The sequence below is a fragment of the Bradyrhizobium sp. ma5 genome (genome assembly GCF_042258955.1).
Lineage (GTDB): Bacteria > Pseudomonadota > Alphaproteobacteria > Rhizobiales > Xanthobacteraceae > Bradyrhizobium.
Window position 1 is genome coordinate 6,700,835 of the sequence record NZ_CP170156.1, and the last position, 26,582, is coordinate 6,727,416.

General features: G+C 63.9%; 26 protein-coding genes. 6 read left to right on the forward strand and 20 right to left on the reverse strand.

The features are described from left to right. Positions 1 to 36: 36 nt before the first annotated feature. The 6 genes from ACE103_RS31635 to ACE103_RS31660 all read right to left on the reverse strand — a co-directional run bounded on the left by ACE103_RS31635 (position 37) and on the right by ACE103_RS31660 (position 8,408). A complete protein-coding gene (locus ACE103_RS31635; protein ID WP_223975309.1) occupies positions 37 to 615 on the reverse strand; it encodes a hypothetical protein in 579 nt (192 codons plus the stop codon). 186 nt (positions 616 to 801) lie between these two features. Further along, complete coding sequence (locus ACE103_RS31640) at positions 802 to 1,788, reverse strand: MDR family oxidoreductase (RefSeq protein ID WP_375776239.1); 987 nt, start codon at positions 1,786 to 1,788, stop codon at positions 802 to 804. 45 nt (positions 1,789 to 1,833) lie between these two features. Further along, complete coding sequence (locus ACE103_RS31645) at positions 1,834 to 3,078, reverse strand: MFS transporter (RefSeq protein WP_375776240.1); 1,245 nt, start codon at positions 3,076 to 3,078, stop codon at positions 1,834 to 1,836. Between the two features lie 287 nt (positions 3,079 to 3,365). Then, the gene (locus tag ACE103_RS31650; RefSeq protein ID WP_375776241.1) at positions 3,366 to 4,847 is read right to left on the reverse strand and encodes a cell wall hydrolase; all 1,482 of its coding nucleotides are present in this window, start codon (positions 4,845 to 4,847) and stop codon (positions 3,366 to 3,368) included. 398 nt (positions 4,848 to 5,245) lie between these two features. Beyond that, positions 5,246 to 8,161 (reverse strand): pyruvate, phosphate dikinase, encoded by a 2,916-nt coding sequence (gene ppdK, locus ACE103_RS31655; protein WP_375776242.1) that lies wholly within the window; start codon positions 8,159 to 8,161, stop codon positions 5,246 to 5,248. A 91-nt stretch (positions 8,162 to 8,252) separates the two neighbouring features. Continuing rightward, positions 8,253 to 8,408, reverse strand: coding sequence for a DUF3096 domain-containing protein (locus ACE103_RS31660; protein ID WP_080891118.1), 156 nt, complete (start codon positions 8,406 to 8,408; stop codon positions 8,253 to 8,255). A 235-nt stretch (positions 8,409 to 8,643) separates the two neighbouring features. Here ACE103_RS31660 and ACE103_RS31665 point away from each other — a divergent pair, with 235 nt between their 5' ends. Further along, entirely contained in the window at positions 8,644 to 9,003 is a 360-nt protein-coding gene (locus tag ACE103_RS31665; RefSeq protein ID WP_223975299.1) for a DUF1236 domain-containing protein, read from the forward strand. Between the two features lie 206 nt (positions 9,004 to 9,209). Here ACE103_RS31665 and ACE103_RS31670 read toward each other — a convergent pair whose 3' ends face one another. From ACE103_RS31670 to ACE103_RS31710, 9 genes are all read right to left on the reverse strand, one after another. Next, the gene (locus tag ACE103_RS31670; protein WP_375776243.1) at positions 9,210 to 10,310 is read right to left on the reverse strand and encodes a hypothetical protein; all 1,101 of its coding nucleotides are present in this window, start codon (positions 10,308 to 10,310) and stop codon (positions 9,210 to 9,212) included. Between the two features lie 139 nt (positions 10,311 to 10,449). Further along, positions 10,450 to 10,758: a GFA family protein gene (locus ACE103_RS31675; protein ID WP_375776244.1), complete on the reverse strand. Its 309-nt coding sequence runs from the start codon at positions 10,756 to 10,758 to the stop codon at positions 10,450 to 10,452. A gap of 62 nt (positions 10,759 to 10,820) precedes the next feature. Further along, positions 10,821 to 11,417 (reverse strand): class I SAM-dependent methyltransferase, encoded by a 597-nt coding sequence (locus tag ACE103_RS31680; protein ID WP_375776245.1) that lies wholly within the window; start codon positions 11,415 to 11,417, stop codon positions 10,821 to 10,823. Positions 11,418 to 11,420: 3 nt separating this feature from the next. Continuing rightward, on the reverse strand, positions 11,421 to 13,592 hold the full coding sequence (gene glyS, locus ACE103_RS31685) for a glycine--tRNA ligase subunit beta (RefSeq protein WP_375776246.1): 2,172 nt from the start codon (positions 13,590 to 13,592) through the stop codon (positions 11,421 to 11,423). Beyond that, on the reverse strand, positions 13,592 to 14,542 hold the full coding sequence (locus tag ACE103_RS31690; RefSeq protein ID WP_375776247.1) for a glycine--tRNA ligase subunit alpha: 951 nt from the start codon (positions 14,540 to 14,542) through the stop codon (positions 13,592 to 13,594). Before ACE103_RS31690 ends, glyS begins: the two co-directional genes overlap by 1 nt. 119 nt (positions 14,543 to 14,661) lie before the next feature. Next, a complete protein-coding gene (locus ACE103_RS31695; protein WP_223975290.1) occupies positions 14,662 to 14,853 on the reverse strand; it encodes a hypothetical protein in 192 nt (63 codons plus the stop codon). A gap of 116 nt (positions 14,854 to 14,969) precedes the next feature. Further along, complete coding sequence (locus ACE103_RS31700) at positions 14,970 to 15,893, reverse strand: S49 family peptidase (protein ID WP_375776248.1); 924 nt, start codon at positions 15,891 to 15,893, stop codon at positions 14,970 to 14,972. A 244-nt stretch (positions 15,894 to 16,137) separates the two neighbouring features. After that, on the reverse strand, positions 16,138 to 16,965 hold the full coding sequence (locus ACE103_RS31705; RefSeq protein WP_375776249.1) for a tRNA1(Val) (adenine(37)-N6)-methyltransferase: 828 nt from the start codon (positions 16,963 to 16,965) through the stop codon (positions 16,138 to 16,140). Beyond that, entirely contained in the window at positions 16,958 to 17,185 is a 228-nt protein-coding gene (locus tag ACE103_RS31710) for a DUF2007 domain-containing protein (RefSeq protein ID WP_092116072.1), read from the reverse strand. Before ACE103_RS31710 ends, ACE103_RS31705 begins: the two co-directional genes overlap by 8 nt. A gap of 134 nt (positions 17,186 to 17,319) precedes the next feature. Between ACE103_RS31710 and ACE103_RS31715 the strand changes: the two genes are divergently transcribed. After that, positions 17,320 to 18,330 carry a polyprenyl synthetase family protein gene (locus tag ACE103_RS31715; protein WP_173638096.1) on the forward strand — a complete coding sequence of 337 codons (1,011 nt, stop codon included), beginning with the start codon at positions 17,320 to 17,322 and terminating at the stop codon, positions 18,328 to 18,330. A 325-nt stretch (positions 18,331 to 18,655) separates the two neighbouring features. Here the strand turns inward: ACE103_RS31715 and ACE103_RS31720 are convergent, their stop codons facing one another. Both ACE103_RS31720 and ACE103_RS31725 read right to left on the reverse strand, forming a co-directional pair. Then, positions 18,656 to 19,531: a TorF family putative porin gene (locus tag ACE103_RS31720; protein ID WP_375776250.1), complete on the reverse strand. Its 876-nt coding sequence runs from the start codon at positions 19,529 to 19,531 to the stop codon at positions 18,656 to 18,658. Positions 19,532 to 19,602: 71 nt separating this feature from the next. Next, entirely contained in the window at positions 19,603 to 20,265 is a 663-nt protein-coding gene (locus tag ACE103_RS31725; protein ID WP_375776251.1) for a VIT1/CCC1 transporter family protein, read from the reverse strand. 416 nt (positions 20,266 to 20,681) lie between these two features. Between ACE103_RS31725 and ACE103_RS31730 the strand changes: the two genes are divergently transcribed. Further along, the gene (locus ACE103_RS31730; RefSeq protein WP_375781222.1) at positions 20,682 to 20,855 is read left to right on the forward strand and encodes a hypothetical protein; all 174 of its coding nucleotides are present in this window, start codon (positions 20,682 to 20,684) and stop codon (positions 20,853 to 20,855) included. A 240-nt stretch (positions 20,856 to 21,095) separates the two neighbouring features. Here the strand turns inward: ACE103_RS31730 and ACE103_RS31735 are convergent, their stop codons facing one another. Then, a complete protein-coding gene (locus ACE103_RS31735) occupies positions 21,096 to 21,950 on the reverse strand; it encodes a transglutaminase-like domain-containing protein (RefSeq protein ID WP_375776252.1) in 855 nt (284 codons plus the stop codon). Between the two features lie 52 nt (positions 21,951 to 22,002). Then, the gene (locus ACE103_RS31740) at positions 22,003 to 22,842 is read right to left on the reverse strand and encodes a GyrI-like domain-containing protein (protein ID WP_375776253.1); all 840 of its coding nucleotides are present in this window, start codon (positions 22,840 to 22,842) and stop codon (positions 22,003 to 22,005) included. A gap of 237 nt (positions 22,843 to 23,079) precedes the next feature. Here ACE103_RS31740 and ACE103_RS31745 point away from each other — a divergent pair, with 237 nt between their 5' ends. Both ACE103_RS31745 and ACE103_RS31750 read left to right on the forward strand, forming a co-directional pair. Then, entirely contained in the window at positions 23,080 to 24,321 is a 1,242-nt protein-coding gene (locus ACE103_RS31745) for an ABC transporter substrate-binding protein (protein ID WP_375776254.1), read from the forward strand. Positions 24,322 to 24,459: 138 nt separating this feature from the next. Further along, complete coding sequence (locus ACE103_RS31750; RefSeq protein ID WP_375776255.1) at positions 24,460 to 25,563, forward strand: mandelate racemase/muconate lactonizing enzyme family protein; 1,104 nt, start codon at positions 24,460 to 24,462, stop codon at positions 25,561 to 25,563. 108 nt (positions 25,564 to 25,671) lie between these two features. On the opposite strand, the gene ACE103_RS31755 is transcribed toward ACE103_RS31750, so the two are convergent. Next, positions 25,672 to 26,043, reverse strand: coding sequence for a hypothetical protein (locus tag ACE103_RS31755; RefSeq protein WP_375776256.1), 372 nt, complete (start codon positions 26,041 to 26,043; stop codon positions 25,672 to 25,674). A gap of 196 nt (positions 26,044 to 26,239) precedes the next feature. Here ACE103_RS31755 and ACE103_RS31760 point away from each other — a divergent pair, with 196 nt between their 5' ends. Beyond that, entirely contained in the window at positions 26,240 to 26,464 is a 225-nt protein-coding gene (locus tag ACE103_RS31760) for a hypothetical protein (RefSeq protein WP_375776257.1), read from the forward strand. Positions 26,465 to 26,582 lie beyond the last annotated feature (118 nt).

Genomic DNA, 26,582 nt, shown 5'->3' on the forward strand with positions numbered 1-26,582 from the left:
CTCGGCAGCTATTCCCGCTAGCGCGCAGATGAAATGTTAGTCAGTGGAGCGACGTAGTTCCGGCGCGCTCTCGACCTTGGCGGGCTCGGCCTTGACCGGCTCGAGCTTCGCCCTTTCGACCTGCGGCGTCTCAACGCGCGACACTTCGGTCGGCGAGGCATCCGCGGATCGGGTGCGCGGGTGCAGCGAACGCGGACGCGCCACCGCACGTGCCATCAGCATCTGCTGGCCGCCCTGGTGATGGAAATCGCAATAGGCGAAGCCCATCCCGGAGACCGAGCCGCGGAACGTACGGTCGTCCTGTTTGTCGAGATTGAAGCACGGTTCGAACGGAATGCCCTTCAGCGAGGCGCAAACGCTCTGACCACGGATTTGCAGCGTATTGCCGGGCAGGCGCACGTGGCGGATCGGTCCGGAGCCGGAGAACTGGATCGAGCCTGTCGCGCCCAGGTCGTCGAGGATGCGGCCGGCACCCCTTGTGCCGTCGAAACAGGTGAAGGCGAACACCTTGCCCGCGACGAACTTGCGGGCCTCATCGGCGTTCATGCTGCCTGCGAATGCCGGCACGACCATTGCTCCGGCCGTGACGGCCCCCAACACCAAACGCGCAAGCATGAGCTACTCCACTAACGAGCGCGGGCACCCGCTCCTTGTTGAGCATGATCCCCACACCGACGCTTCTCGACGTCTGCGCGAGGACACCCGGCCCCCCGGGATCATGCCGCAAGTCTCTTTACCCGCTGCTTACCATACCAACCGTGGCAACATTGGAGCAGCTTGGTTGGTAAAGTCTGAACGTCCTCAGACTATTTTTACCACGATGCGGCCGCGGACCTGGCCATTGAGGATCTTCGCGCCATAACCCATGACATCGTCCAAGGCGATTTCATGAGTGATATCAGCCAGTTTTGCCTTATCCAGATCACTGGCAAGACGCCGCCACGCGGTCCTGCGGAGCTCGATCGGGCACATCACGGAATCGATGCCGAGAAGGCACACACCCCGCAAAATGAAGGGCGCGACCGACGACGGCAGGTCCATGCCGGCGGCCAGGCCGCAGGCCGCGATGGCACCGCCATACCTGGTCATCGAAAGCAGATTGGCGAGCGTGGTCGACCCGACGCTGTCGACGCCGCCGGCCCAGCGTTCCTTCGCAAGCGCCTTGGGGGCACCCGACAGCTCGGCGCGATCGATCACCTCGGTGGCACCGAGGCCCTTGAGATAGTCGGCCTCCGACATCCGCCCGGTCGAGGCGATGACGTGATAACCGAGCTTCGAGAGCACAGCGATCGCCACCGAGCCGACGCCGCCGGCGGCGCCTGTCACCACCACCGGGCCGCTCTTCGGCGTGAGACCGTGCTTCTCCAGCGCCAGCACCGAGAGCATCGCGGTATAGCCGGCGGTGCCGACCGCCATCGCGTCACGGGCCGAAATCCCGTCCGGCAGCCGCACCAGCCAGTCGCCCTTGACGCGGGCCTTTTCCGCATAGGCGCCGAGATGGGTCTCGCCCATGCCCCAACCGTTGCAGACGACCTTGTCGCCCGCCTTCCAGTCGGGATGGCTGGATTGCTCGACCGTGCCGGCGAAATCGATGCCGGCGATCATCGGGAAGCGGCGCACCACCGGCGCCTTGCCGGTCAGCGCCAGGCCGTCCTTGTAGTTCAGCGTCGACCACTCGACGCGGACGGTGACGTCGCCGTCCATCAATTCCGCGTCGTCGAATTGGGTCAGTGCGGCGGTGGTACCCTTGTCCGCCTTGTCGATCCTGACTGCCTTGAACGTTGCCATGATGTGCACTCCCCGTAATTCTGGTTTCGGGGAGTGTTTAACCCATCAGGCAGGCTGCGCAACCGGGCGCACGACCGGCTTTTCGACGATCGGCAGGTTGATCAGCGCCGACAGCACGCCGAACAGCACCGACAGCCACCAGATCGGCGTGTAGGAGCCATACTGCTCGAATACGATGCCGCCGAGCCAGACCCCGAGGAAGCCGCCCACCTGATGGCTGACGAAGGCGAAGCCATAGAGCGTGGAGAACCAGCGCGTGCCGAACATCAGCGCGACAAGCGCCGAGGTCGGCGGCACGCTCGACAGCCACAGCAGCCCCGAGACTGCGCCGAACGCGATCGCCGAGAACGGCGTCACCGGGAACGAGATGAAGGCGACGGTCGCCAGCGCCCGCGAAAAGTAGATCACCGAGAGCAAATAGCGCTTCGGAAAGAAGTTCTGCAGCCAGCCGACGCTGAGCGAGCCCACGATGTTGAACAGGCCGATCGCCGCAACCACCCAACCGCCGGTGGTCGCGGGAATGCCGCGGTCGGCCAAATAGGCCGGCAGATGGATGGTGATGAAGGCGAGCTGGAAGCCGCACGTGAAGAAACCGAGCACCAGCAGCACGTAGGAGCGATGGCCGAAGGCTTCGGCGAGCGCGGTCTTGAACGACTGCTGGTCGGCAGCCGGCACATTACCGGTCGCGGCGGGTGGCGTCGCCAGCGCAAGCGAAAGCGGCACGATCAGCAGCATCAGCGCGCTGAACACGACGAGCGCGGTCTGCCAGCCGAAATTGTCGATCATCGCAACGCCGAACGGCGCGAACAGGAACTGGCCGAACGAGCCGGCGGCGGTGCCGGCGCCGAGCGCGATGCCGCGCTTCTCCGGCGGCAACAGCTTGCTGAAGGCCGCCAGCACCAGATTGAACGAGGAGCCCGACAGGCCGAAGCCGATCAGCACGCCGGCGCTGATGTCGAGCGACAATGAGGTGGTCGAGTAACGCATCAGCAGCAGGCCGGCGGCGTACAGCAAGGCGCCGACGATCATGACGCGCAGCAGGCCGAAGCGGTCGGCAATGGCGCCTGCGATCGGCTGGCCGAGCCCCCACAACAGGTTCTGCAGCGCGATGGCAAGGCCGAACACGTCGCGGCCCCAGGCGAATTCGCGGCCCATGGGCTGCACGAAGAAGCCGAGGCTGGAGCGTGGGCCGAAACTCAGCAGCGCGATCGCACAGCCGCAGACGATGATGACGAGCGGCGTGCGCCAGGTTCCGGACGTCGGTCGGAGATCCCCGCTGCTAACGGCCATGTTGTCTTCCCCCGCAACTGGTGCGGGGGAACCGCCCCGCGAAACATTACGCGGAGTTAATGCATCTGCATGAAAACCCCAAGAGGCGGCGGAGAAAAATATTCGCTCGCAAGGCAGCTCTGCAGATTATGCGGCTGTCATTCCGGGGCGCGCGAAGAGCGAACCTCAGATGCGCAATTGCGCATCGGGGAATCTCGAGGGATTGCCCCTTACATCGGGATTCCCCGATGCGCTGCGCGCATCTGAGGTCTGGCCCTACGGGCCAGTCCGGAATGACGTATCAGCTGCTATCGCTTGGCGCTGGCCTGCTCGGCCGAGCTCTGGGCGGCTTCGGCGAGTTGCGCCGAAATCTTGGCGGTCTCGGCCGGGTTGCCCCAGCTCGGCGCATCGCTACCGTCGCCCCAGGCGCGAGGGCGATAGAAGGTGTGGACGCCGAACTTGTACGTCTTCTTCATTTCACTGACCCAGGACGGCCGCACCCAATAGGCGTGGTAGTGAGTCGAGCGATCGACTTCCGGCAGCCACAATTGGCCGTCGAGGATCGCCTTCGAGATCTTCTTGGCGCGGTCCCACATGTCGGGCTCGCGGACGACGTCCGGGATGTTGTCGCAGGCGAAGGTGAACTGGCAGGCGTAGTGGCGGTTCTTGTTCTGGTAAACCACGCCGCACACCGTCTCCGGATACTTGCCGGAGAAGGCGCGGTTCAGCACCACCTGGGCGACCGCGATCTGGCCGCGCACCGCCTCGCCGCGCGCCTCGAAATAGACCGCCTCGGCGAGGCACTTCTCCGACTTGGCGCGCGATTTCTCGTCGAACAGGCCGAGCCGTTCCGCCGGCGTCTTGGTGTGCTGGTCATCGGCGTTGACCTCGCCTTTCGGCGCGATGCTCTCGCCCATCTCACCGGCCTTGACCGGGCCATCGGCATCGACCGGCAGTGACGCCATCACCTTCAGGTCGGGATCGGGCTGCGCCACAGGCGCCACGACGACCGGCGCCTCGCCGGGCTGCCAGCGCTCGAGATTCTCCGGCGTGCCGAGCGACGAGCCAAAAAAGAGACTGGCGGTCTTGAACGCGAACGGGTCGCGCGCATGCGTTGCATCGACGGGCGGTGCAGCGGCAGGCTTTGCGGGCACAGGCTTCAGATCGTCGAGCGGGCTGGCCTCGAGCGACATCGACACGTCGTATTGCTGCGGCGACGGCTTGACATATTGCGGCAGTGGCGGCGCACGCAGCGCCTCCTGCAATTCGGGATCGAGCGGCGCGTTATCGGCCGGCGCGGTCGCAGTCTTCATGCCCTTGACCGACGAATTCGATGTCGCGGGATCCTCGTTCGCCGGAGCGGTATTGGCGGGCTGTGCAGGATCGGCCTGGTCGGGCCGTCCGACGACGAGACGATCACCCTTCAGCGTGCGATCGACCTTGGGAAAATCCGATGCCTGGTAGCGCGGCGGCGTTGCTGTGATCGGATTGCGCGTCACCGTGCCGGTGATGTCGACGCTCGAATTGTCGAGCCGTGCGAGCAGGATTTGCGGATCCTGCGGCGTGGAGGTTCCGATCGGACGGCCGAGGCTGTAGGTCGCGACCTGGATGGAGCCGACCGCGGAGGCGAAGACGCGCTTCTGCCAGCGCTCGGCGACGCCGGGCTGCCGGGCCAAAAGCGAGGCAATATCCTGATATCCGAGCTCGGTCGGCATCAAGGCGAAGATGCTGAGACCGAGACCGAAGAGCGCAAGACGTGCGCCCTTCGGCTGGTTACGCGACACAAACATCGTACGCTCACGCAACGCTTACTGAGTGCAATCGAACGCGGTACATCCGCGCAGTTCGACCTTTCCCGTTGCTAACTTGTTTAGGTTGCCGCGGAGTTAATCGGCGTTGCCCGCGCGCTACACTCAAGCGATCGCAGATGCGACGCGCGCGGCATCACGCGGCTTGGTAAATGCGCAGCGCATGAAAGTCGTAAACAACAGGTCAACGGAGATGGTGAACAAAGTGTTGCAGGCCTCCGTCGTTGCGAGGTGCGCCAGCGACGAAGCAATCCACGTCACCGGAAGCGGCGCGATGGATTGCTTCGCTCCGCTCGCAATGACGATGTCTTCTGGCGGTGCTCAAACGAAAATGCCCGGGACAAGCCCGGGCATGACTTTGTTGGCCGCTGCGCGATCGCTCACGCCTGGCTGGCGATCTCCTTGCCGAGCGCGGCCTGGGCGGCTGCGAGACGCGCGATCGGCACGCGATAGGGCGAGCACGAGACGTAATCGAGCCCGACCTCGTGGCAGAACGCGACCGAGGCGGGATCGCCGCCGTGCTCGCCGCAGATGCCGACCTTGAGGTTCGGCCGCGTCTTGCGGCCGCGCGTGACGCCGATCCTGACCAGCTCGCCGACGCCATCGCGATCGACCGAGATGAACGGATCGATCTCGAGAATGCCCTTGGCAACATAGGTGCCGAGGAAGCTCGCGGCGTCGTCACGGCTGATGCCGTAGGTGGTCTGCGTCAGGTCGTTGGTGCCGAAGGAGAAGAACTCCGCGGTCTCCGCCACCTCGCCCGCCATCAGGCAGGCGCGCGGCAGCTCGATCATGGTGCCGACCTGGTAACTGAGCTTGGCGCCGGTTTCCTTCATCACCGCATTGGCCATGGCATCGATCCGCGCCTTGACCAGATCGAACTCGGCCTTGGTCGCGATCAGCGGCACCATCACCTCGAGACCGACCGGCTTGCCGGTGCGCTTGCCGGCTTCGACGGCGGCCTCGAAGATCGCGCGCGCCTGCATCTCGGCGATTTCAGGATAGGCGATCGCGAGACGGCAACCGCGGAAGCCGAGCATCGGGTTGAACTCGGACAGTTCGCGGGCGCGGTCGGCGAGCTTGCGCGGATCGGTGTTCATGGCGCGCGCCACTTCCTCGATCTCGGCCTGGGTGTGCGGCAGGAACTCGTGCAGCGGCGGATCGAGCAAGCGGATCGTGACGGGCAGGCCCTTCATGATCTCGAACAGCTCGACGAAGTCGGCGCGCTGCATCGGCAGCAGCTTCGACAGCGCGGCGCGGCGCGACTGCTCGTCCTCGGAGAGGATCATCTCGCGCACGGTGCGGATGCGGGTCTCCTCGAAGAACATGTGCTCGGTGCGGCAGAGGCCGATGCCTTCGGCGCCGAACTTCACCGCGGTGCGCGCATCATCGGGCGTGTCGCCGTTGACGCGGACGCCGAGCTTGCGGACCTCGTCGGCCCAGCCCATCAGCGTGCCGAACTCGCCGGACAGTTCCGGCTCGATCATCGGCATGCGGCCGGCCAGCACCTGGCCGACCGAGCCGTCGATGGTGATGACGTCGCCGGTCTTGAAGGTGCGCGAACCGACGCTCATGGTGCCGCGGCCGTAATCGACGCGGATGGTGCCGCAGCCGGAGACGCAGGGCTTGCCCATGCCGCGCGCGACTACCGCCGCGTGCGAGGTCATGCCGCCGCGGGTGGTCAGGATGCCTTCCGCGGCGTGCATGCCGTGGATGTCTTCCGGGCTGGTCTCGATGCGGACCAGAATCACCTTGCGGCCGTCGGCCTGCAGCTTGGTGGCTTCGTCCGACGAGAACACGATCTCGCCCGACGCCGCGCCTGGCGACGCCGGCAGACCGGTCGCCACCACGTCGCGCTTCGCGGCCGGATCGATGGTCGGATGCAGCAGCTGGTCCAGCGAAGCCGGATCGATCCGCGTCACCGCGTCCTTGCGCGAGATCAGGCCCTCATTGGCGAGTTCGACCGCGATGCGCAGCGCCGCCTTCGCGGTGCGCTTGCCGCCGCGGGTCTGCAGCATCCACAGCTTGCCCTGCTCGACCGTGAACTCCATGTCCTGCATGTCGCGGTAGTGCTTCTCGAGCTGCGTGTAGATCCGCGTCAGCTCCTTGAACGCGACCGGCATCGCGGCTTCCATCGACAGCTTGTCGGAGCCGGATTCCTGGCGCGCCTCTTCGGTGATGTCCTGCGGCGTGCGGATGCCGGCGACGACGTCCTCGCCCTGCGCATTGATCAGGAACTCGCCGTACAGCTTGCTCTCGCCGGTCGAGGGGTTGCGGGTGAAGGCGACGCCGGTCGCCGACGTCTCGCCCATGTTGCCGAACACCATCGCCTGCACGTTGACGGCGGTGCCCCAGGATTCCGGGATGTCGTGCAGCTTGCGGTAGGTCACCGCGCGCGCGTTCATCCAGGATGAGAACACGGCACCGATCGCGCCCCACAGCTGGGCGTGCGGATCCTGCGGGAAGTCGTGGCCGGTCTCCTTGGCGACCGCCTCCTTGTACTTGCCGACCAGTTCGACCCAGTCGTCGCCGGTGAGGTCGGTGTCGAGCGAATAGCCCTGGCCGTCCTTGAAGGTGTCGAGGATGTCCTCGAAGTGATGATGCTCGAAGCCGAGCACCACGTCCGAATACATCGTGATGAAGCGGCGATAGCTGTCATAGGCGAAGCGGCGGTCGCCGGAGAGTTCGGCCAGCGCTTCGACCGTGCGGTCGTTGAGGCCGAGGTTGAGCACGGTGTCCATCATGCCCGGCATCGAGGCGCGCGCGCCCGAGCGGACCGAAACCAGCAGCGGGTTCTTGGCATCGCCGAAGGTCTTGCCGGTCAGCTTGCCGACATAATCGAGCGCCTTCTCGACCTGTGCTTTCAGTTCCTTCGGATAGGTCTTGTCGTGGTCGTAGAAATAGGTGCAGACCGAGGTCGGAAGGGTGAAGCCGGGAGGCACCGGAAGGCCGAGATTGGCCATTTCCGCGAGGTTGGCGCCCTTGCCGCCGAGCAGATTGCGCAAGGTCGCCTGGCCCTCGGCCTTGCCGTCGCCGAACGTATAGACCCACTTGCCGGCCTTGATCGCGGGTGGAGTCGCCTTTTTCACAGCGGTGACGGCCTTTACCGGCGCCTTGCTGGCGGGCTTTGCAGCCGGCTTCGCAGTCGATTTGGCGGCGGGCTTCGGCGCCGGCTTCGGGACGCTCTTCTTCAGCGCCTTGCGCGCCGGCGCGGCTTTCCGGGCCGGTGCCGAGGACTTTGATTTCGCTGCGGTTTTCTCGGCAGTTTTCTTGGACTTCGCGACGGCTTTGGCCATGTCAGACAACAATCCGAAAAGAGGGGTCGAAGATGCGCGCCTTACACCATTTTGGGGGGTTCCGCGCAAGCCGCGAAACCCCGCTTTCCCGCTACAGGTGCAGCCAGCGCAGCAGCCCCATTCCCACGAGCCCGACGAAGATTAGGTAGATCGCGACGATGTAGTTGAGCAGCCGCGGCATGATCAGGATCAGAACGCCTGCGATCAGAGCGACAATGTGCGGCAAATGCCCAGCGGTGATGACCATTGAAGTGTTTCTCCGGCGGTTTTTGGAGGAGCGAATCGAGCGGCAGTTTATCCGCTGCGGGGGTTTCCACATCAAGACGTCCGTCCGGCCTGCGAGTTCCCGCAACTCACGAAAATTGCTCCAAATTGCCGCGTATGTGGCGGCGCTTTTTCCGGAACATCGCCACACCAGATGCATTGGCTCGCCGTGCGCATCGGCGAAGGTCGGCGCGCGCGTCAAATGAATGGAGCGAGCCATGCGAAACAGAATACTTGCCGTTGCAGCGGTTGCTGCTGCGATCACGGTGCCGGCTGTTGCCGCACAGGCCCAGACCGTCGGCATTGTCCGCGGTGGCCCGCCGGTTGCCGTCGAGGATGACGAGGGCATTGCGGTCGAGCAGCGCCCGGCGTTCCGCGAATACATCGTGCGCGAGCGCGTGCCGAACTATGCCGTTCCGGATCGCGTCGTGGTCGGCACCGTGCTGCCGGACGCCGGCGTAACGTATTACGACGTGCCGCAACGGTTCGGCGCGACGCCCTATCGCTACACCGTCGTGAATGGCGAGACTGTTCTGGTCGAGCCGCGTTCGCGGCGGATCGTTCAGGTGGTCGAGTAGCTCAGCTTCAGCATGATCGCCTGAACGAACAGTCCGGGCGCCGCGCAAGCGGATGTGCGCGCAGATCGACCGGACCAGAAAGCCCCGCCCGGCCTCCCCTCCGGGCGGGGCTCTTCTGTTCTGTCGCTGGAAATTCCAGATTCTTCTTTTGACGCGTTTTCTTCACGCGAAGCGGTACCCACTTCGCTCGAAAACGCTCTGCTGGCTTACGATTTGAGGATCGAGAGCAGCGTCGAGGTCGATTTGTAGTTCTTGATCGCGGCGTCCTGGAAATCCTGCGTCCAGTTGGCGGCCTGGCGTTCCTCCGCGCTCATCGATGAATATTGCTTGAGGATGCCGAGGCTGAACTGGCGCGGATCGCCGGCGGACTGGCTCTGCTTCAACGCATCGAGCACCGCAAGGCGCGTCCGCGTGTTGAGTTCGTGCCTGGCCGCGAAGATCTCCTCGCCTGAAAACTTCTTGTCCTGGTTCAGCGAGATCGCCGACAGCGAGCGGTTGTCGAGCGAGGACAGATCGGCGAGTTGTCCGGTCTTGCGGCGGGAATCGTACACCAGTTCCTTGCCGCTCTTCGCCGCCTCGCTCTTCTGCCGATCGAGGAAGGCACGCGCATCGCTCGCCACGCTGCCGAAGTCGCGTGGCTTGCCCGTCGTGGGCGACGTGGTCCCCGCCAGCGCCGCTGCGATCGGGTCGCCTGAAATTCCCGTCGGCGCCTTGTTCGGATCCTGCTGTGTCGCCTGAACCCCCTTCAGCACCGCGGCGCGCTGGCTGGCCCAGGTTGCGGTTGCCTTTTCCTCGTCGCTGGCGCCGTCGAGATAGTCGAGCGCCGACTTGTAGCTGACGCTGTAGTCGCCGGTCAGGCGGGTGGTCGCAAGCGACGGCGCCAAGGCCTTGTCGAAGCGCTGCTTCAGCTCGGTGGCGGCGACCGCCTGCTCGTCCGGCGTGAACTTGCCGCCATTGTTGGTCGAGATCGCAAACAGCGAGCGGCGATCCAGGGTCGAGAGATCGATCGTGGTCTTACCGTCGACGATCGGCTTCTTCACGCCCGCGGCCGTGTAAAGCCGGTCGAGCGTGACGCGCGCGTCGTTGGTGACGGTCGCAAAATCCGGCAACGGCGCCTTGGCGAGCTGCGCGCGGGCGGCGTCCGACAGCGTCAGGTTGGTTGCAGCGCTCGATGTCGCGGGCGCCGACAGGTCGCCGGCGGTGCCGTCACCTGACAATGTCGCCGCCAGCGAGGGTGTCGCGGCGGCCCGCGCATAGGCCGAGCCATATTGGGCGTAGGGATTGGGCGTGGTGCCGATCGAGGTCATCGGGGAGGTCCCTGCATTGGCGCGAGGGGCGATTTCTTAAGAAATCGTTGACTCGCCAGGACCCTCGCAGGGCATGGTTAATAAATTGCAAATTATTTCCAGATATTTCTGGCGCGACACATCTCGTGGCGGTGGCCGCTTACCTGTCGACCACCCAGGCGTGGCGGCGCTGGGTGAAGACCGACTGCGACGGCGCCGGAAAATCGGGGTCCGCAAAGGCGCCGACCGCAACGCCGACCAGATCCGGCGCGCGACCGGGCTCCCAATAGACCGACGATCCGCAATTCGGGCAGAAATGAAACACCACCGCAGACCCGCTGCCGCCAACGCGGCTGTACTCGCGCGCCTCGCCCTGCGGCTCGACATCGGCGCGCGGAAAGAACGCAGCGACGCCGTAAGTGCTGCCGGTCCGCTTCTGGCACTCCAGGCAATGACACAGCGATATCATGACGGGTTCGCCCTGACAGGTGACGCGGAGCTGTCCGCAGGCGCATGTCGCAAGCCGCGCCATCATCCCCTGCCCTTGCTGGCAACCAGCCGGTGAATGACCTTGCCGGACGAGGCGCTGACGACCTCCGCGTCGAGCAACAGTTCGGCGGCCGCAAGTTCAGCCCGCACCAGCGCGGTATCGAACGCCGCGTAGAGCCGGCCATGCGCATCGCGCGCATCGTCGCCGGCGGTGACGCGCCAGCTCAGATAGAAGATACCGCCGGGCTTCACGAGTTCGAACATGCGGCGCACCGACGGCGCTACAGCAACGTGATCGAGGTGCATGATCACGGTCTCGCACAGCACATTGTCGAAACTGTTGGCGGCGATGCCAGATAGTTCGGGCAATTCGGCGTGCACAAAGCGCAGCGCCGGGTAGCGCGTGCGCGCTTCCGCGAGCAGGCCCTCGGAAGCATCAAAGCCCTCGGCCGGAAAGCCGCTGGCATTGAGCCACGCCACCTCGCGGCCGCTGCCGCAGCCGATATCGGCGGTCGCGCCGCCCTTGATGAAGAATTGCCCGACGATCTCCTGCAGATCGCGAGGTGCCGGCTGGTCGTGCCAGTCCCGCGCAAACGCCGCCGCCTCCTTGTCGTAAGCGGCGAGCGTTGCACGGTCCATCGGTCAGCCCTCGATTTTGGAGAAATCCGCCACCGCACGCGTCGCGGCGCGGATTTCGTTGAGCAGCTTCAGTCGGTTTTCGCGCACCTTCTGGTCGTCGTCGTTGACCTTGACCTTGTCGAAGAACGCATCGACCGCCGGACGCAGCTTCGCCATCGCGCTCATCGCACCGGCGAAGTCTTCTTTTGCAACCGCGGCGGAGGCCTCGGCCTTCACCTGGTCGATCGCCTTGGCAAGAATCTTCTCTTCATCGAGCTTGTAGAGCGCAGCGTCGGGCGCGCCATCAAACGCACGCTTGTCCTTCTTCTCCTCAATGCTGAGGATGTTGCTGGCGCGTTTTGTGCCCGCGAGCAGGTTCTTGCCGTCATCGGTGTCGAGGAATTTTCCAAGCGCCTCGACGCGGCGAACAATGCGCAGGAGATCATCGTCATCGTGAAGCGCGAACACTGAGTCGACAAGATCGTGCCTGGCGCCCTGTTCCCGCAACTGGACTTTCAGGCGATCAGCGAAAAAGCCCAGCAACTCTTGCGAAACATAGTACCTCTCCGACCGCGCGGGCCCGGTGTCTGGCTTTTGCGATAGCCGATGCGCGGCGTAAGCTCCCGTATTTTCTTCCCCTGGCAGCTTAGGCGGGAACAGCGCACACGCTTCGTCGAAGAGCTTGAGCAAGTTCAACGGACGATTAAGGGTCAGAATAGTTCTCACCACGCCGAGCGCTGCTCGTCTCAGCGCAAACGGGTCCTTCGATCCCGTCGGCTTCTCATCGATTGTCCAGAACCCAACAAGTGTATCGAGCTTGTCCGCCAGCGCCACCGCGACGCTCACCGGATCGGTCGGCACGCGATCGGTCGGCCCCTGCGGCTTCCAATGCTCTTCGCTCGCTGCCGCCACGGACGCATCTTCGCCCTGCGCCAGCGCGTAGTACTTGCCCATCAGGCCTTGCAGTTCGGGGAATTCCCCGACGACTTCGGTCAGCAAATCCGCCTTCGCGAGGCGCGCGGCGCGCTTAGTCTTCTCGACATCGGCGCCGACCAGCGGCGCGATCTCGGCTGCGAGACGTTCGATCCGCTTGATCCTCTCAGCCTGTGTGCCGAGCTTCTCGTGGAACACGATCTGCTCGAACTTCGGCAGCCGGTCTTCCAGCCTGGTCTTGAGATCGGTCTCGTAGAAGAACTTCGCGTCCGACAGCCGCGGGCGGATCACGCGCTCGTTGCCGGCGACGATGGTCTTGCCGCCGTCGGGCGCCTCGATGTTGGCGGTCAGCACGAACTTGTTGGTCAGCTTGCCCGTCTTGGGGTCCTTGACCACGAAGCACTTCTGGTTGTTGCGGATGGTGGCGCGGATCACTTCATCCGGAATCGACAAGAATTCCTTTTCGAACGATCCCATCATCACGACCGGCCATTCGACGAGACCGGAGACCTCATCTAACAACACCTGGTCCTCGACCAGCTCGAGGCCCTGCGCGAATGCAAGTTCCTTGGCGTCCTCGAGGATGATGTCCTTGCGCGCCTGCGGATCGAGGATGACCTTGGCGGCCTTCAGCTTGGCCTCGTAATCCTCGAAGCGGCGCACGCTGATCGCACCAGGCGCCATGAAGCGGTGGCCATAGGTGGTCTGCCCGGCCTCGACGCCGTCCACCGAGAATTTCACAATGTCCGGCTCTTCAGTCTCGAGCCCAAAAGTCGCGGTGATGGCGTGCAGCGGGCGCACCCAGGTCAGCGAGCCTGATTTGGCCGAGCGCGCGCCCCAGCGCATCGATTTCGGCCAGGGGAAGGTGCGGATGATCACCGGGATCATCTCCGCGATCACGTCGATCGCGGCGCGGCCGGGCTTCTCGATCAGCGCGATGTAGAAATCGCCCTTCGGGTCTTTCTGGATCTTCGCTTCATCCAGCGAGTTGAGACCGGTCGCTTTCAGAAAGCCCTGCACCGCCCCATCCGGGGCGCCGATCTTCGGACCGCGACGTTCAGACTTCAGATCGGGCTGGCGCGCCGGAATGCCGTGCACGGTCAGCGCCAGGCGGCGCGGGGTCGCGAACGCCTTGGCGCCTTCATAGACGAGGCCCTCGGCGACCAGCTTGTCGGTCACCATGCGGCGCAGATCGTCCGCCGCCTTGGCCTGCATGCGCGCGGGAATTTCTTCGGAGAACAGTTCGAGGAGAAGATCGGGCATCAGACCGCCCTGCCCGTTTCAGTGTGGATCCAGGCCTCGCCGCAGGCCTTCGCCAGATCGCGCACCCGCCCGATATAGCTCTGCCGCTCGGTCACCGAGATGACGCCGCGGGCGTCGAGCAGGTTGAACACGTGGCTCGCCTTGATGCACTGGTCGTAGGCCGGCAAGGCCATCAGATGTTCCTTTTGATTGCCACCCGGATTCTTAGAATTCTCTTGCCAGCCGGCGGCGAGATATTTGCGGCAGGCCTCTTCCGCCATCCTGAATTGCTCGAACAGCATCGCGGTGTCGGCGTATTCGAAATTGTGCCGCGAATATTCCTGCTCGGCCTGCAGGAAGACGTCGCCATAGGTCACCTTCTCGGCGCCCTCGCGGCCATTGAAGTTGAGGTCGTAGACGCGGTCGACGCCCTGCACATACATCGCGAGCCGCTCGAGCCCGTAAGTGAGCTCGCCCGCGACCGGCGCGCATTCGACGCCGGCGACCTGCTGGAAGTAGGTGAACTGCGACACCTCCATGCCGTCGCACCAGCATTCCCAGCCCAAACCCCAGGCGCCCAGCGTCGGGCTCTCCCAGTCGTCCTCGACGAAGCGGATGTCATGGACGGCGGCGTCGATCCCGATGGCCGCGAGCGACTTCAGGTACAGGTCCTGAAGGTTCGGCGGCGACGGCTTCATGATCACCTGGAACTGGTAGTAGTGCTGCATCCGGTTGGGATTTTCGCCGTAGCGGCCGTCCTTGGGCCGCCGCGATGGCTGCACATAGGCCGCATTCCACGGCTTTGGCCCGAGCGCGCGCAGCGTGGTCGCGGGATGGAAGGTGCCGGCGCCCATTTCCATGTCGTAGGGCTGCAGGATGACGCAACCCTGCTCGGCCCAGAATCGCTGGAGAGCCAGGATGAAGCCCTGGAACGAACGTTCCGGGCGCATGTGGTCAGGCAGGGCGTCCATCGTCAGTACAGGTCTCGCGAGGGGGTTTTGAAGCGCGCGGGACCGTATCGGCGGCAGCCAATGGAATCAAGGCGATGCCGGAAAATCCGGCACCGCCATCTTGCGGAATCCGAAAGCTGTTAGCCCGGCCGATAGGCCCCGGTGACGGGGTCGCGGCGCAGGGTCTTGATTTCGCTCGCACGCGTGGGCTCGGCCACGCGGGACAAGCGCGCCTCTTCCAGTTCCTGGTTGATCCGAACGGCCGTCTTGTATGCCCAGCGGACCACGGCCAGGCCACCCAGGACGCCTGCGAATGCAATCAGCGGCGGCATCGGTCGATCCTTGTCGTTCACGTCTGTCAGGCCCCCAATGGAAGGTATTCTTGCGCAAGGCGGCCTGCGCCGCAATCGCGCTTTTGGGGCAAAATGGCGCGCTCAAATCCCCGTGTTCACAGCCCGAATCTGGCCCAAATCGCCCTCGTTTCGACCGCCGAGATCAAATCGTCCGGCAGGCTTGCGAGCCCGTCCAGTGCCGCCATCGACCCCGCGCCGGGCGCCCGCCGGCCGAGCAGGCCGGACAACATGCCGCTCGCGGGCGCGATCACCGGGGTCAGCACCTTCTCGCCATACCGGGCCCGCAGCGTCGCGCGCAGGTCGCCGATGCCGTCGGCAAGCCCGAGGCCAACAGCGGTCTCGCCGGCCCAGTACTCGCCGGTGAACAGCACGTCGTCGGCAGCCTTCAGACGGCTGCCGCGGCTCTGCTTTACAAGGTTGATGAAGGTTGCATGGATCTCGCGCTGGATCGACTTCAGCCGGGCGACGTCATCGGGGTTCTCGGGGAGAAACGGATCGAGCATCGCCTTATGGCTGCCGGCTGTGTAGAGCCGCCGCTCGACCCCGATCTTCTTGATCGCCTCCTGGAAACCAAAGCTGCCGCCGACCACGCCGATCGAGCCGAGGATCGACGACGGGTCGCAGTAAATCTCGTCGCCGGCACAGGCGATCATGTAGCCGCCGGAGGCCGCGACGTCCTCCGCGAACACCAGCACCGGCAGCTTCTTCTCGGCGGCCAGTTGCCGGATGCGCAGATAGATTTGGCGCGACTGCACCGGCGAGCCGCCCGGCGAATTGATCACCAGCGCAACCGCCTTGGCATTCCGAGTGCCAAAGGCGCGCTCCAGCATCTTGGCGACGCCCGCGAGCGACATGCCGGGCCGCAGCGGCGTCACCGCGCCGATCACGCCCGACAGCCGCACCACCGGCACCACGGCCATGCCGCGCCGGAAACGTGCCGGCAACATTCCCTGCACGCGTTCGAGCAGTCCCGAACGTCCTCCAGAATGCCCCTGGCGATCACTTGTTTGTTCACTCATGCCGTTACCTCGGATTAACCACTTTTTATCACGCCAGTGTCATTGGATTTCGTGGAACGCGTTTTGCATTTTGTCATTGGGGTTGCAACGCGCGGGCGGAGAGGAAACCATGAAGATCTACCTGCTGATTTTGCTGATCGGTACGCTCCTCACGGCGATCCACTTCACATCCAGGCCTGAACGCCAGTCAGAAACGGCCCCGCAGTAACTTTGTGCCAATGACGATGCGGGCAGCGCCTGCCCGTTAGCGCCGCGCCAGCGGCAATTCTCCCTTTCCAGCCAAAATCTCCTGCACCCATTTATTGGGCACACCTGACTCTTCATTGAGCAACAGCGCGGCATGCAGCCGCGTCGGCGCCCGGCCGCCCTTGGTGGCCCGCACCAGGATTCGAATCGCCGGCGACGTCGCCTCGCCGTGAACCGGCAGGATCTCGAGGCTGCCAAAGCCGCGATCCAGCGCGGCCAGCACCTCGGCAATCCCGTCGGCCCGCCAGATCATCGCAAGCTGCCCGTTCGACTTGAGGATCCGCCGCGCCACGTGAACCCAGGCTGCGAGCGTCGTCGCGGTCGCGACATGGGCGCGCTGCCGGACGCCGTCCGGCGAGGCGCGGTGCCTGGTGGCATCGTTGAACGGCGGGTTCATCAGCACGACGTCGGCGCTGTCGGGCGCCAGTCCGGCGTCATCGAACGCTGAAGCGCCGGCCTCGACATCGAGCACGATCACCTCGGCCATGATCGCGTTGGCGGTGGCGTTATTCCGGGCAAGCTCGGCCAATGCAGGGTCGATTTCGACCAGAACCAGATCGATCCCGCTGACCCGCCGCGCCACCGAAAGCCCGGCGGCGCCGACGCCGGAGCCGAGATCGACGACCCGGTCGCCTGATCGCGCCGGCGTCGCCCCGGCCAGCAGGATCGCGTCATGGCCGGCGCGGTGGCCGCTGCGCGGCTGCCGCAGCCGCAATTGCCCGCCGAGGAATCCGTCTTCGGTGATCTCGGCGGCCGGAGACTGGTTTTTTGACGCGTTTTCTTGACGCGAACCGGAGCCCACCTCGCTTGAAGATGCCCTAGTCATCGGCCCGCAATTCGTGGCCCAGGCCGGCATCGGTCAGGAGCTGACGGGCCTCGTGGTTGTCGTCCTCGTGCACCAGGATCCGCCGCGGCAGCACGCCGAGCGAGCCCTCGATGATGCTCATGTTCTGGTCCAGCACCAGATGATGGATGTTAGCGCTGTCGAGCAGCGCTCCGACGGCGGAGACCAGCACCACGTCATTGGTCCGTACCAATTCCCGCAAAACCCACTCTCCTCTCCGCCCGGCTGTGCGGCCAATGCGTCACATGTCAACAACTTCGTGGCCTTGCCGCTGCACCGCGCAGTTTCTATTGTTATAGCTGAGCTAGTGCGAATTCGGCAAAATTGGAGACCAGCGTGGCGGTTATTGTACCCTTCGAAAGCCCGTCCAATGCTTCGATCGACGGGCTGGTGGGACTTGTCGCCGCCGACATGGAGCGCGTCAACGCGACCATCCTTTCGCGGACCGGCTCCGAAGTCACCATGATCCCCGAGGTCGCCAATCATCTGATCTCCTCCGGCGGCAAACGGCTGCGCCCGATGCTGACCCTGGCGATGGCCCAACTCGCCGACTACACAGGCGACGGCCATATCAAGCTCGCCGCCGCGGTCGAGTTCATGCATACCGCGACCCTGCTGCACGACGACGTGGTCGACGAGAGCGAGCTGCGCCGCGGCAAATTGTCCGCGCGGATGCTGTGGGGCAACGAGGCCAGCGTGCTGGTCGGCGACTTCCTGCTCGGCCAGGCATTCCGGATGATGGTCGAGGTCGGCTCGCTGCGCGCGCTCGACATTCTCTCCGCGGCCGCCGCCACCATCGCCGAGGGCGAGGTGATGCAGCTTGCCGCCGCCAAGAACACCGCGACCACCGAGGACGAGTATCTCGCCGTGATCCGCGGCAAGACGGCGGAGCTGTTCGCCGCCGCCTGCGAGGTCGGTCCCGTGATCGCCAACCGGCCCAAGGCCGAGCAGACCGCCTGCCGCTCGGTCGGCATGAATCTCGGCATCGCCTTCCAGCTCGTCGACGACGTGCTCGACTATGGCGGCAAATCCGCAAAACTCGGCAAGAATGTCGGCGACGATTTCCGCGAGGGCAAGATCACGCTTCCCGTGGTGCTCGCCTTCCGCCGCGGCAACGACACCGAGCGCCAGTTCTGGATCCGCGCACTGGAGCGCGGCGAGATCGGAGCAGCCGATCTCGATCACGCGATCGGGCTGATGACCAAGCACCGTGCACTGGAAGACACCATCAGCCGCGCCCACCACTACGGCGCCATGGCGGTCGACGCGCTGGCGCTGTTCCCGTCCTCGCCGATGAAGACGGCGCTGGAACAGGTCGTCGCGTTCTGCCTCGCAAGATCGCACTGATCTAGGCACTTTCGAGCATCAAAGACAGTGTCGTCCTGGCGAAAGCCAGGACCCATAGCCACCGAATTTGATTGTGAAAGAGATCGCGGCCCCAGCGTCGCGGAACGATTGCCATTTGGGGTAATGGGTCCTGGCTTTCGCCAGGACGACGATGAAGATGGTCCTCCGCTCAACCTTTCAAACAGCGCGGTGTCATCACCCGCGCATGCGCATACGGGTGATCCAGTATTCAGAGACGCAAGTGCTTGAGCGAGCGGCCGCGGCGTCCCGAGGCTCACGATATCCGCTTTCGCTCGGTAGCAGACACGCGAGCCGCCACCGAGAGCTAGTTGAAGGCAAACCAGGCCTTCGCAACAAACGTCGCGCCGCACCAGTTCGAGACCAGGCCGTCAGGGTTGGTGACGGGATTCACGTGGCCACCCGAACGCGCATTCGGATCGCCCGTGAAGACAAAGCAGTTCTCCCTCGACAGATTGGTGTCGTAGTAGCGCAGATCGAGATTGAAGGCTTTGTGTGTGAAGGTCACGCCCGCCTGCCAGTTGAGATAGGCAGGTAGCGGGAAGCCGCCGAGTTGCGCGGCCTGATTGCCGAACCAGGAATAGCCGGCAGCAGCCGTGAACGACACGGCCAGGTCCTGCGGCAGCAGCCGGCCTGGCACATCGTAGCCGATACCGGCCGCGGCATACTGGCTCCAGGCGCCGGTGTTCGAGACGTCAGGCGAATAGGCGTAGCCGGCCGCGATATGGATGTCTTCGGTGATGCGACGATCGCCGCGAATAACCGCTTCCCAATAGTTTATGCCGTTCGTCTCACCGGGAAGCCGTTCACTGGGATAAGCGAAATAGGTGACGCCAAGATCGAAATCGATGTTTGCGATCTTCGGGCGGACCCCGCCGGCAAACGTCAACTCGGCGGCCGGCTGGGTCGGTAGCTTGACGGTGGCCACGGTAGTTCCTGCGTATACCGCACCAAATCTTGTTTCGAAGGCGGCACCTGCCGCGGGCCCATGATCGGAAAGCGTGGTCCCGCGATAGATGTAGTCGGATGCAACGCCCGCGCGGGCGCTGAATTCGAGTTCGTTTGTCGTGGTATCACGGTTGGTATCAGCCGCCGACCATCCGCGGTTACCAAGCCCGATCGCACTGCCGGGACCTGGGGGATTGGCTTGTGCGAGAGCCCCGGTCACTGGTGCAAGGCACATCCCGACCAACGCGGTGCATATGGCATCACGCAACCGACGAACCAATGCAGCACCGGGCCGCCTCACCGTCGCTATCCTCCAAGAGCCACCGCTATGCCAACCAGCGCACCACCAACTGCCACCATCGCAAGGCCAGCGGCCCAGGGCCGTAACCCGCTTTGAATTCCGAACACGTAACCACAGCAAAACAGCATGATGATAGCGACGGCGTAGGAGACGCGCAGCGCCAATCTGGCGTCGCTCAGGAATAGAAACGGGATGACCACCGGGAAGGTCGAAAGGAAGCTCAGCAAGCAAAGACCCAGCGCCCCAATCCAATCACGCTTCGTCAGTTTCGGTCCGCTGGACGTCTCAGGCAAACGTTGCAGTTTCTGCCGTATCGCTTCCAATTGCTGCGCAGGCAAGACCGCCGCCAATTCCGGTGGCAGTGCGTCAGCGATGACGCTGTGCGCGGTCTCGGAATCCGGCGCCTGCCGCACCGCGTGGAGCATTCGAAGCTTGCCTCCCCGACTGTTGATCCGGCCCAGCAGATAAAGACCGCCGTCAACGATACCCCAGGCAAGGTTGCAGCCGAGCGCACCGATCAGCATGGTCTTGAGATTGATGTTTGTCCCGGTTGCGATGCCGAGCGAGCAGATAAAGGTGAGAGCCATGATCAGGCCGAACAGGGTTTCGGAGATCCGTTCCATCGGATCCAGCACGCTCCCGAACAGGGAATCCGAAGCCTCCGACATCTCAGCCCGCCAGTTCCGAGCCATCTACCGAAATGAGAAGATGCCGATACATGCCCCACCTCCCGATCGCCTGGACGTATCGCAGGATTGCGAGCAAGGCTGGGTCGGCATTTCGAACGGAGATTGAGATAGATCAATCCATCGGCCCATCGCGTTCAACGGAGGTCCGCAGTGCAGCAGTCCCAGTTGTTTCGGTTGGTTTCCGAGGCACAAAGTGCACTAGCTCGCCGAGTTCCACCGGGTGTAGGTTCCAGTCCCAACGCAGGAGTTGCGTCATGGACAGTGACATACTTGAGAGCGTTTGCATCGTTCTGATGGGGCTAAGCCCACTCGTCATTATCGGCATTGCGATGTTCGTGTCGTGAAGGCGTCCCGTGCTGCTCCTGAGCCCGCGCGAAAAGAAGCTCCTGAGGCGCATGGCCCTCGGGCGGTGCGATGCTCAGATTGCCGCGCAGATCGGTGGGACCGAAGCGCAGATATCGGTCCAGCGCGTTCGTTTGCTCAGGAAGCTGCAAATCCACTCACATATTCAGATCATGGATGCGGCCAAAAGATTGGCTCGGTGGCCCGCGTCGCAACAGCCGCCATAGCCTTGGTCCAAGTGGAGCCCTCGCGAACCTGGCTCGGCGCATCGGGCCGGTAGATGGCCCCAGCAGCCGCCGCATCAGGCCCCCAAAGGCTGCTGGGGTCGCTCGAATGGCAACCGTTCCATGCTTGGAGAAAGCGCCCTACCCTTCGACAGGCACCCAGATCTCGAGCCCGCCGTTACCGCTGTTCTTGCCGAACTTCTCGTCATAGCGCTCGAAGTCCGGCCCGCCCGCGACCTTCGTCTACACCTCCTGCACGCAGTCGAGCACGGCGTTGAACACGGCTCCGGGAATACGCACCCGCTCATCACGATCAAGCGCACCGAGTTCATCGACGTGAGCATCGGGCTCGCGACTGACGCTTGCCAGCCGGTCGAAGAAGGCGAGGTCCAGTTCGTTGTCCTGCATGCGCATGGCGCCCCAAACGTCCCACGGCAGCATCTCGCGATTGTTCAGCGCGCCGATGTCGCGGACAAGATTGCCGGCGATGAACCAAAGTCCGTGCATGTCGAGGATGCCGAAGGCGCCGGGATCGCGGCTCCCCTCGCGGCAGAGCGACCAGGCATCGCCGGCGACCAGGAACTGATCTCGCGGCACATCCGCCGCATCGAACCCGATCCTGAACAGCTCGCGCTGCCGATCGTCGATCTGGGAATCGAACAAGACCCAGCATTTCCGTTCCTCGTTCCAGTACTCCGTCACCCAATGGTCGAGATATTTTCCCGCTTCGAAATAGGCGCCGAACCCGCAACGGGCACGCGCCGGAATGCCCTGCGTGCGCAACATCGCCACATGAAGCAGCGTGAAGTGCCTGCACACGCCGACCTGCCGTTCGTTGACGGCACGCGCCACGGCAAGCGGCCGCGCATCGCGCGTCACGATTTCATCCAGCATCGTCTCGACGGCACGGACCTGCGATTGCGCTTGTTGGTCGCCGCCGAGCGTAACCCCATAGGCCGGAGCGATGTGCTGATGGATCAGCAGACCCTGCACTGTCGTCGCAAGCGCGCCGGCGCCCCGCGGCAGGCCATCGAATAGAGCGGCGTGACGTCCCGGATCGCTCATGGCAACCGGCTTTTCATATCTGTCGACGTTCATCTGAAAAGTTCTCCCGCACGTCTCGCCTCCCGCGCAACCACCACACCGGCCGCTACTCCTCGACCGGCACCCAGATCTCCAGCCCGCCATTACCGCTGTTCTTGTCGAACTTCTCGTCGTAGCGCTCGAAGTTCGGCGCGTCGGCGACCGTCATGCCGGATTGCGGCAGCCAGCGATTCCAGATCGTGTTGACGGTGCGGCGGATGGTCGAGATGTGGTCGGCGTGGGTGAAGACCACGTATTTCTGCGCCGGGATCCGGACCCGCGCGAACTCGCGCGGCAGGTCGGAGAAATCGGCGACCTCGACGCCTGCGATGTAGTCGAAATTGCCGGCATCGTCGCCGTTGCAGCCGACACCATAGGCAACGTCACCGGCCTGGCGGGGAATATGCGCGAATTGCTGGTGGAAGCCGTGCCACTGGTTCGGAATGCCGGCCGTGCTGTCATTGGCGTGATTGTAGCGCTCGCCAACCCCGGCGACGAGAAAGGCCTTGCCGATCGCGATACGCGGCGGATCGATGTGATCGAGAGCGGTCGAGATCATGGTGATCGGCTCCTGGAGCTTGAGCTTGGTCAGACACGTCGTCGCGCGCACCGTCTCCGGCGTGACGCCGAAATGGTCGCGAAACGCGCGGGTGAATGCCTCGTGGGAGCCGTAATCCGCATCCAGCGCGAGCGTGAGAATGTCGGGCGCACCGGCCGCGAGCTCGCGCGCGGCCTCGCTGAGGCGGCGCGCCCGCACGTAGCGCATCACCGAAAAGCCGGTCGCCTCCGCGAACGCCCGCACCAGATGGAAGCGCGAGACCCCGGCGACAACAGCGATATCATCCAGCGTCAGTGACGTGCGCAGGTGGCTTTCGATGTACCAGAGCGCCTTCTGGGCTGGATTCATGGACGACCGCCTTCCTGCAAAGCTCGGGCATCATGCATGGCCGCAGCGCACGGCATTTGACAGTCCTTGCTGCGCAACGGCGAAACTGTGGTTCCGCTCTGCGAAATTTTACCGCAAAGCCGTCGCTGGCAACAATGTTACAATCGTGCATACTCGCAGTTGCATCGATCCGACGGCTCACCAAGCTGCCCGAAAATCAAGACTGCACGAGCCGCGGCCAGCATGTCAGGGAGGACAATGATGCACCACCATCGCCTGAGCTATGTCAACTGCGTCAAGTCTGCGGCGCTTGCGGGGCTTTTGACGATCGCCGTCGCCAGCGCCGCCAACGCCCAGAAGAAATACGATCCGGGTGCGACCGACACCGAGATCAAGGTCGGCAACATCATGCCCTATTCGGGCCCGGCATCCGCCTATGCCACGATCGGCAAGACGGAAGCGGCCTATTTCAACAAGCTCAACAGCGAGGGTGGCATCAACGGCCGCAAGATCAACTTCGTCTCCTACGACGACGGCTACAGCCCGCCGAAGATGGTCGAGCAGGCCCGCAAGCTGGTCGAGAGCGACGAGGTGCTGTTGATCTTCAATCCGCTGGGCACGCCGGGCAACACTGCGATCCAGAAATACATGAACGCCAAGAAGGTGCCGCAGCTGTTCGTCTCCACCGGCGCCGCCAAGTGGAACGATCCGAAGAATTTTCCGTGGACCATGGGCTGGCAGCCGAGCTACCAGGTCGAGGCCCGCATCTATGCCAAATACATCCTGCAGAAATATCCTGGCAAGACCATCGGCGTGCTCTACCAGAACGACGATTTCGGCAAAGATTATCTGACCGGCCTGCATGACGGGCTCGGCGATGCGGCCAAGAAGCTGATCGTCGTTGAATCCTCCTACGAGACCACGTCGCCGACGGTGGATTCGCAGATCGTGCAGATCAAGGGCGCCAATCCCGACATTTTCGTCAACATCGCAACGCCGAAATTCGCGGCGCAGGCGATCAAGAAGGCCGCCGAGCTCGATTGGCATCCGGTCCAGTTCCTGACCAACGTCTCCGTCTCGATCGGCGGCGTGATGAAGCCGGCCGGCTATGAGGCGAGCCAGGACATCCTGTCGACCCAGTATCTGAAGGATCCCGCGGATCACGAGTGGAAGACCGATCCGGCCATGAACGAGTGGCGCGCCTTCATGACCAAGTGGTATCCCGAGGGCGACCAGAACGACGCCTCGACCGTGTTCGGTTACGGCGTCGCCAAGGGGCTCGAGCAGGTGTTGCGGCAATGCGGCGACAACCTCACCCGCGAGAACCTGATCAAGCAGGCGGCCAGCCTCAACTTCGAGATCGGCATCTATCTACCCGGCACCAAGATCAAGACCGGACCGGACGACTATGCACCGATCGAGCAGTTGCAGATGATGCGCTTCAAGGGCGAGAGCTGGGAGCGGTTCGGGCCCGTCATGAGCGGCGAGAAGAGCTCGTAGCAGCCCTCCCCACAGGTCCGGAGTTCATGATGCCCGGCGGCTACGCCGGGCATCCACGTCTTCGACACGATTGACGAGCAAGACTTGTCAGGAGCAAGACTCGTCACAAGCAAGCCTGCGATCGGAAGGACAACAACAATGAAGATCACCGACGTCCGCGCCCACCACATCCGCATTCCCTATGACGCCGGCCCTGCGAGCTTCCGCCAGGGCGCTTCCGCGATCTCGGCGCTCGACATGGTGCTGGTCGAGGTTTCGACCGATGCCGGCCTGACCGGCTGGGGCGATGCCTTCGCCTATGTCTGCCCGAAGACGAGCTGCGCGGCGGTGGCCGAGATGATCGCGCCGCAGGCCCGCGGCCTCGAGGTGCCCGATGCGGCCAGCATTCCCGCCGCGATGGAGCAGATCCAGCGCAATCTGCATCTGTTCGGCCGCTACGGCATCACGATGTTTGCGATTTCGGCGCTCGACATCGCGCTGTGGGATCTCGCCGGCAAGGTGAAGGGCGTGCCGCTGCATCAACTGATCGGCGGCGCCAAGCGCAGCACGATTCCGGCCTACGCGAGCCTGATGCGGATCGGCAATCCCACGCCCATCGCCGCCGAATGCAAGAAGGCCATCAAGCTCGGTTACGCCGCGATCAAGCTGCACGAGACCACCGTGCCGGCCGTTGCTGCGGCGCGCGAAGCGATCGGCCCCGGCGTGCCGCTGATGGTCGACATGAATTGCCCGCTGGATGGGCCGGCGGCGATCCAGTTCGCCCGCGACTGCAAGCAGGCTGCGCCGATGTTTCTGGAGGAGCCGGTCTGGCCGCCGGAGGATTTCGCGACGCTCGCGGAGGTGCGCAGAGAAGGCCGGCTCGATATCGCCGCCGGCGAGAACGCCTGCACCGTGCATCAATTCCGCCAGATGATGACGGCGGGCGCAGTCAGTCACGCCCAGCCGTCGGTCATCAAGGTCGGCGGCGTCACCGAATTTTTGCGCGTGGCCGTGCTCGCCGACGAGTTCGGCGTCCAGGTGATTCCGCATTCGCCCTATTTCGGGCCGGGTTTCCTCGCCACGCTGCATCTGATGGCGATCCGCGACGAAGGCCTGATCGAAATGTTCTTCATGAAGCGCCCCGCCTGCCTGTGGGGCGACCGCATCGACGTCGACGCCAATGGTCATGTCGCCGTGCCGCAAGGCCCCGGGCTCGGCTACGAACCGGATCGCGATGTGATGGAGAAATACCGGGTGGCGTGACGAGCCACACTCTCTGCCGTCATTGCGAGCGAAGCGAAGCAATCCATAGTACCGCACGTGCTGAAGCATGGATTGCTTCGTCGCTTCGCTCCTCGCAACGACGATTTTCTACTTCGTCCCGTCCTTCGCCGCAGGCGCCGCATCCTTGGCCGGTGGCGCGTCGGCTTTCTTCTTCAGGTCGTCGGCCAGCTTGACCTGCGCCGCCTGCAAATCGGTGACGAGCTTCTGCAAGCTCGCGATTGTGCTCTTCAGGCTCTCGATCTGCCGGTTGGCGGCGTCGAGCTTCTGCTGGTGATCCGATGTGAGCTTGCTGATCGTCTTCTGCAGGAAATCGACATTGCTCTGCAGGCAGCTGGTGCGCCGCTCCATGGTTTTCTCGACGGTGCAGATCTCGATGCCGGGAACGTCCTGCGCATGCGCGGTTCCGACGACGCCGAGTGCAAGCGGCACCAGCAAGGCAACAACGAAACGCGCGATCATCGGCATCCCCCAATCACATGCGTCATTCACAGATTTGTGCTCGCGACGCTGAAAGCGGGGCAGACATACCACACTGAAACCGCATTCGAGCGGTGTGCTTCACTCATTACGGGGACTACTCGTGGGGACGGGGGCCTTCGGAACTTGTTTGGTTCGACCCCTTTTGGCTCGACCTTGGGCAGTGGAGACAGATCGTATGGCTACGCGCGAAAAACGGCTGGCGCAATTCGACGGCAATGGCGAACCTTCGCCGGAACAACGCGTGGAAGTGCTTTGTGAGGATCACAGCGGAACGTATCAGCTGCCGTTCGCCTGCCGCTTCATCGACGGCCAGTGGCGTAATGACACGACCGGTGGCCCGCTGGAGGTCAATGTCATCGCCTGGCGCACGCCGCGCGTGAAGCAGGCAGGCATGGCCTGAGGCGCGCATCGGCGCGCACTGTTTCAAAACGCAACGCGCATGCGAGGCGTTTTAAGATTTGGAACGCGGATGGAACGAACCGCGTCCGAATCACTGATCAAGCGACGTACTCCGTTGT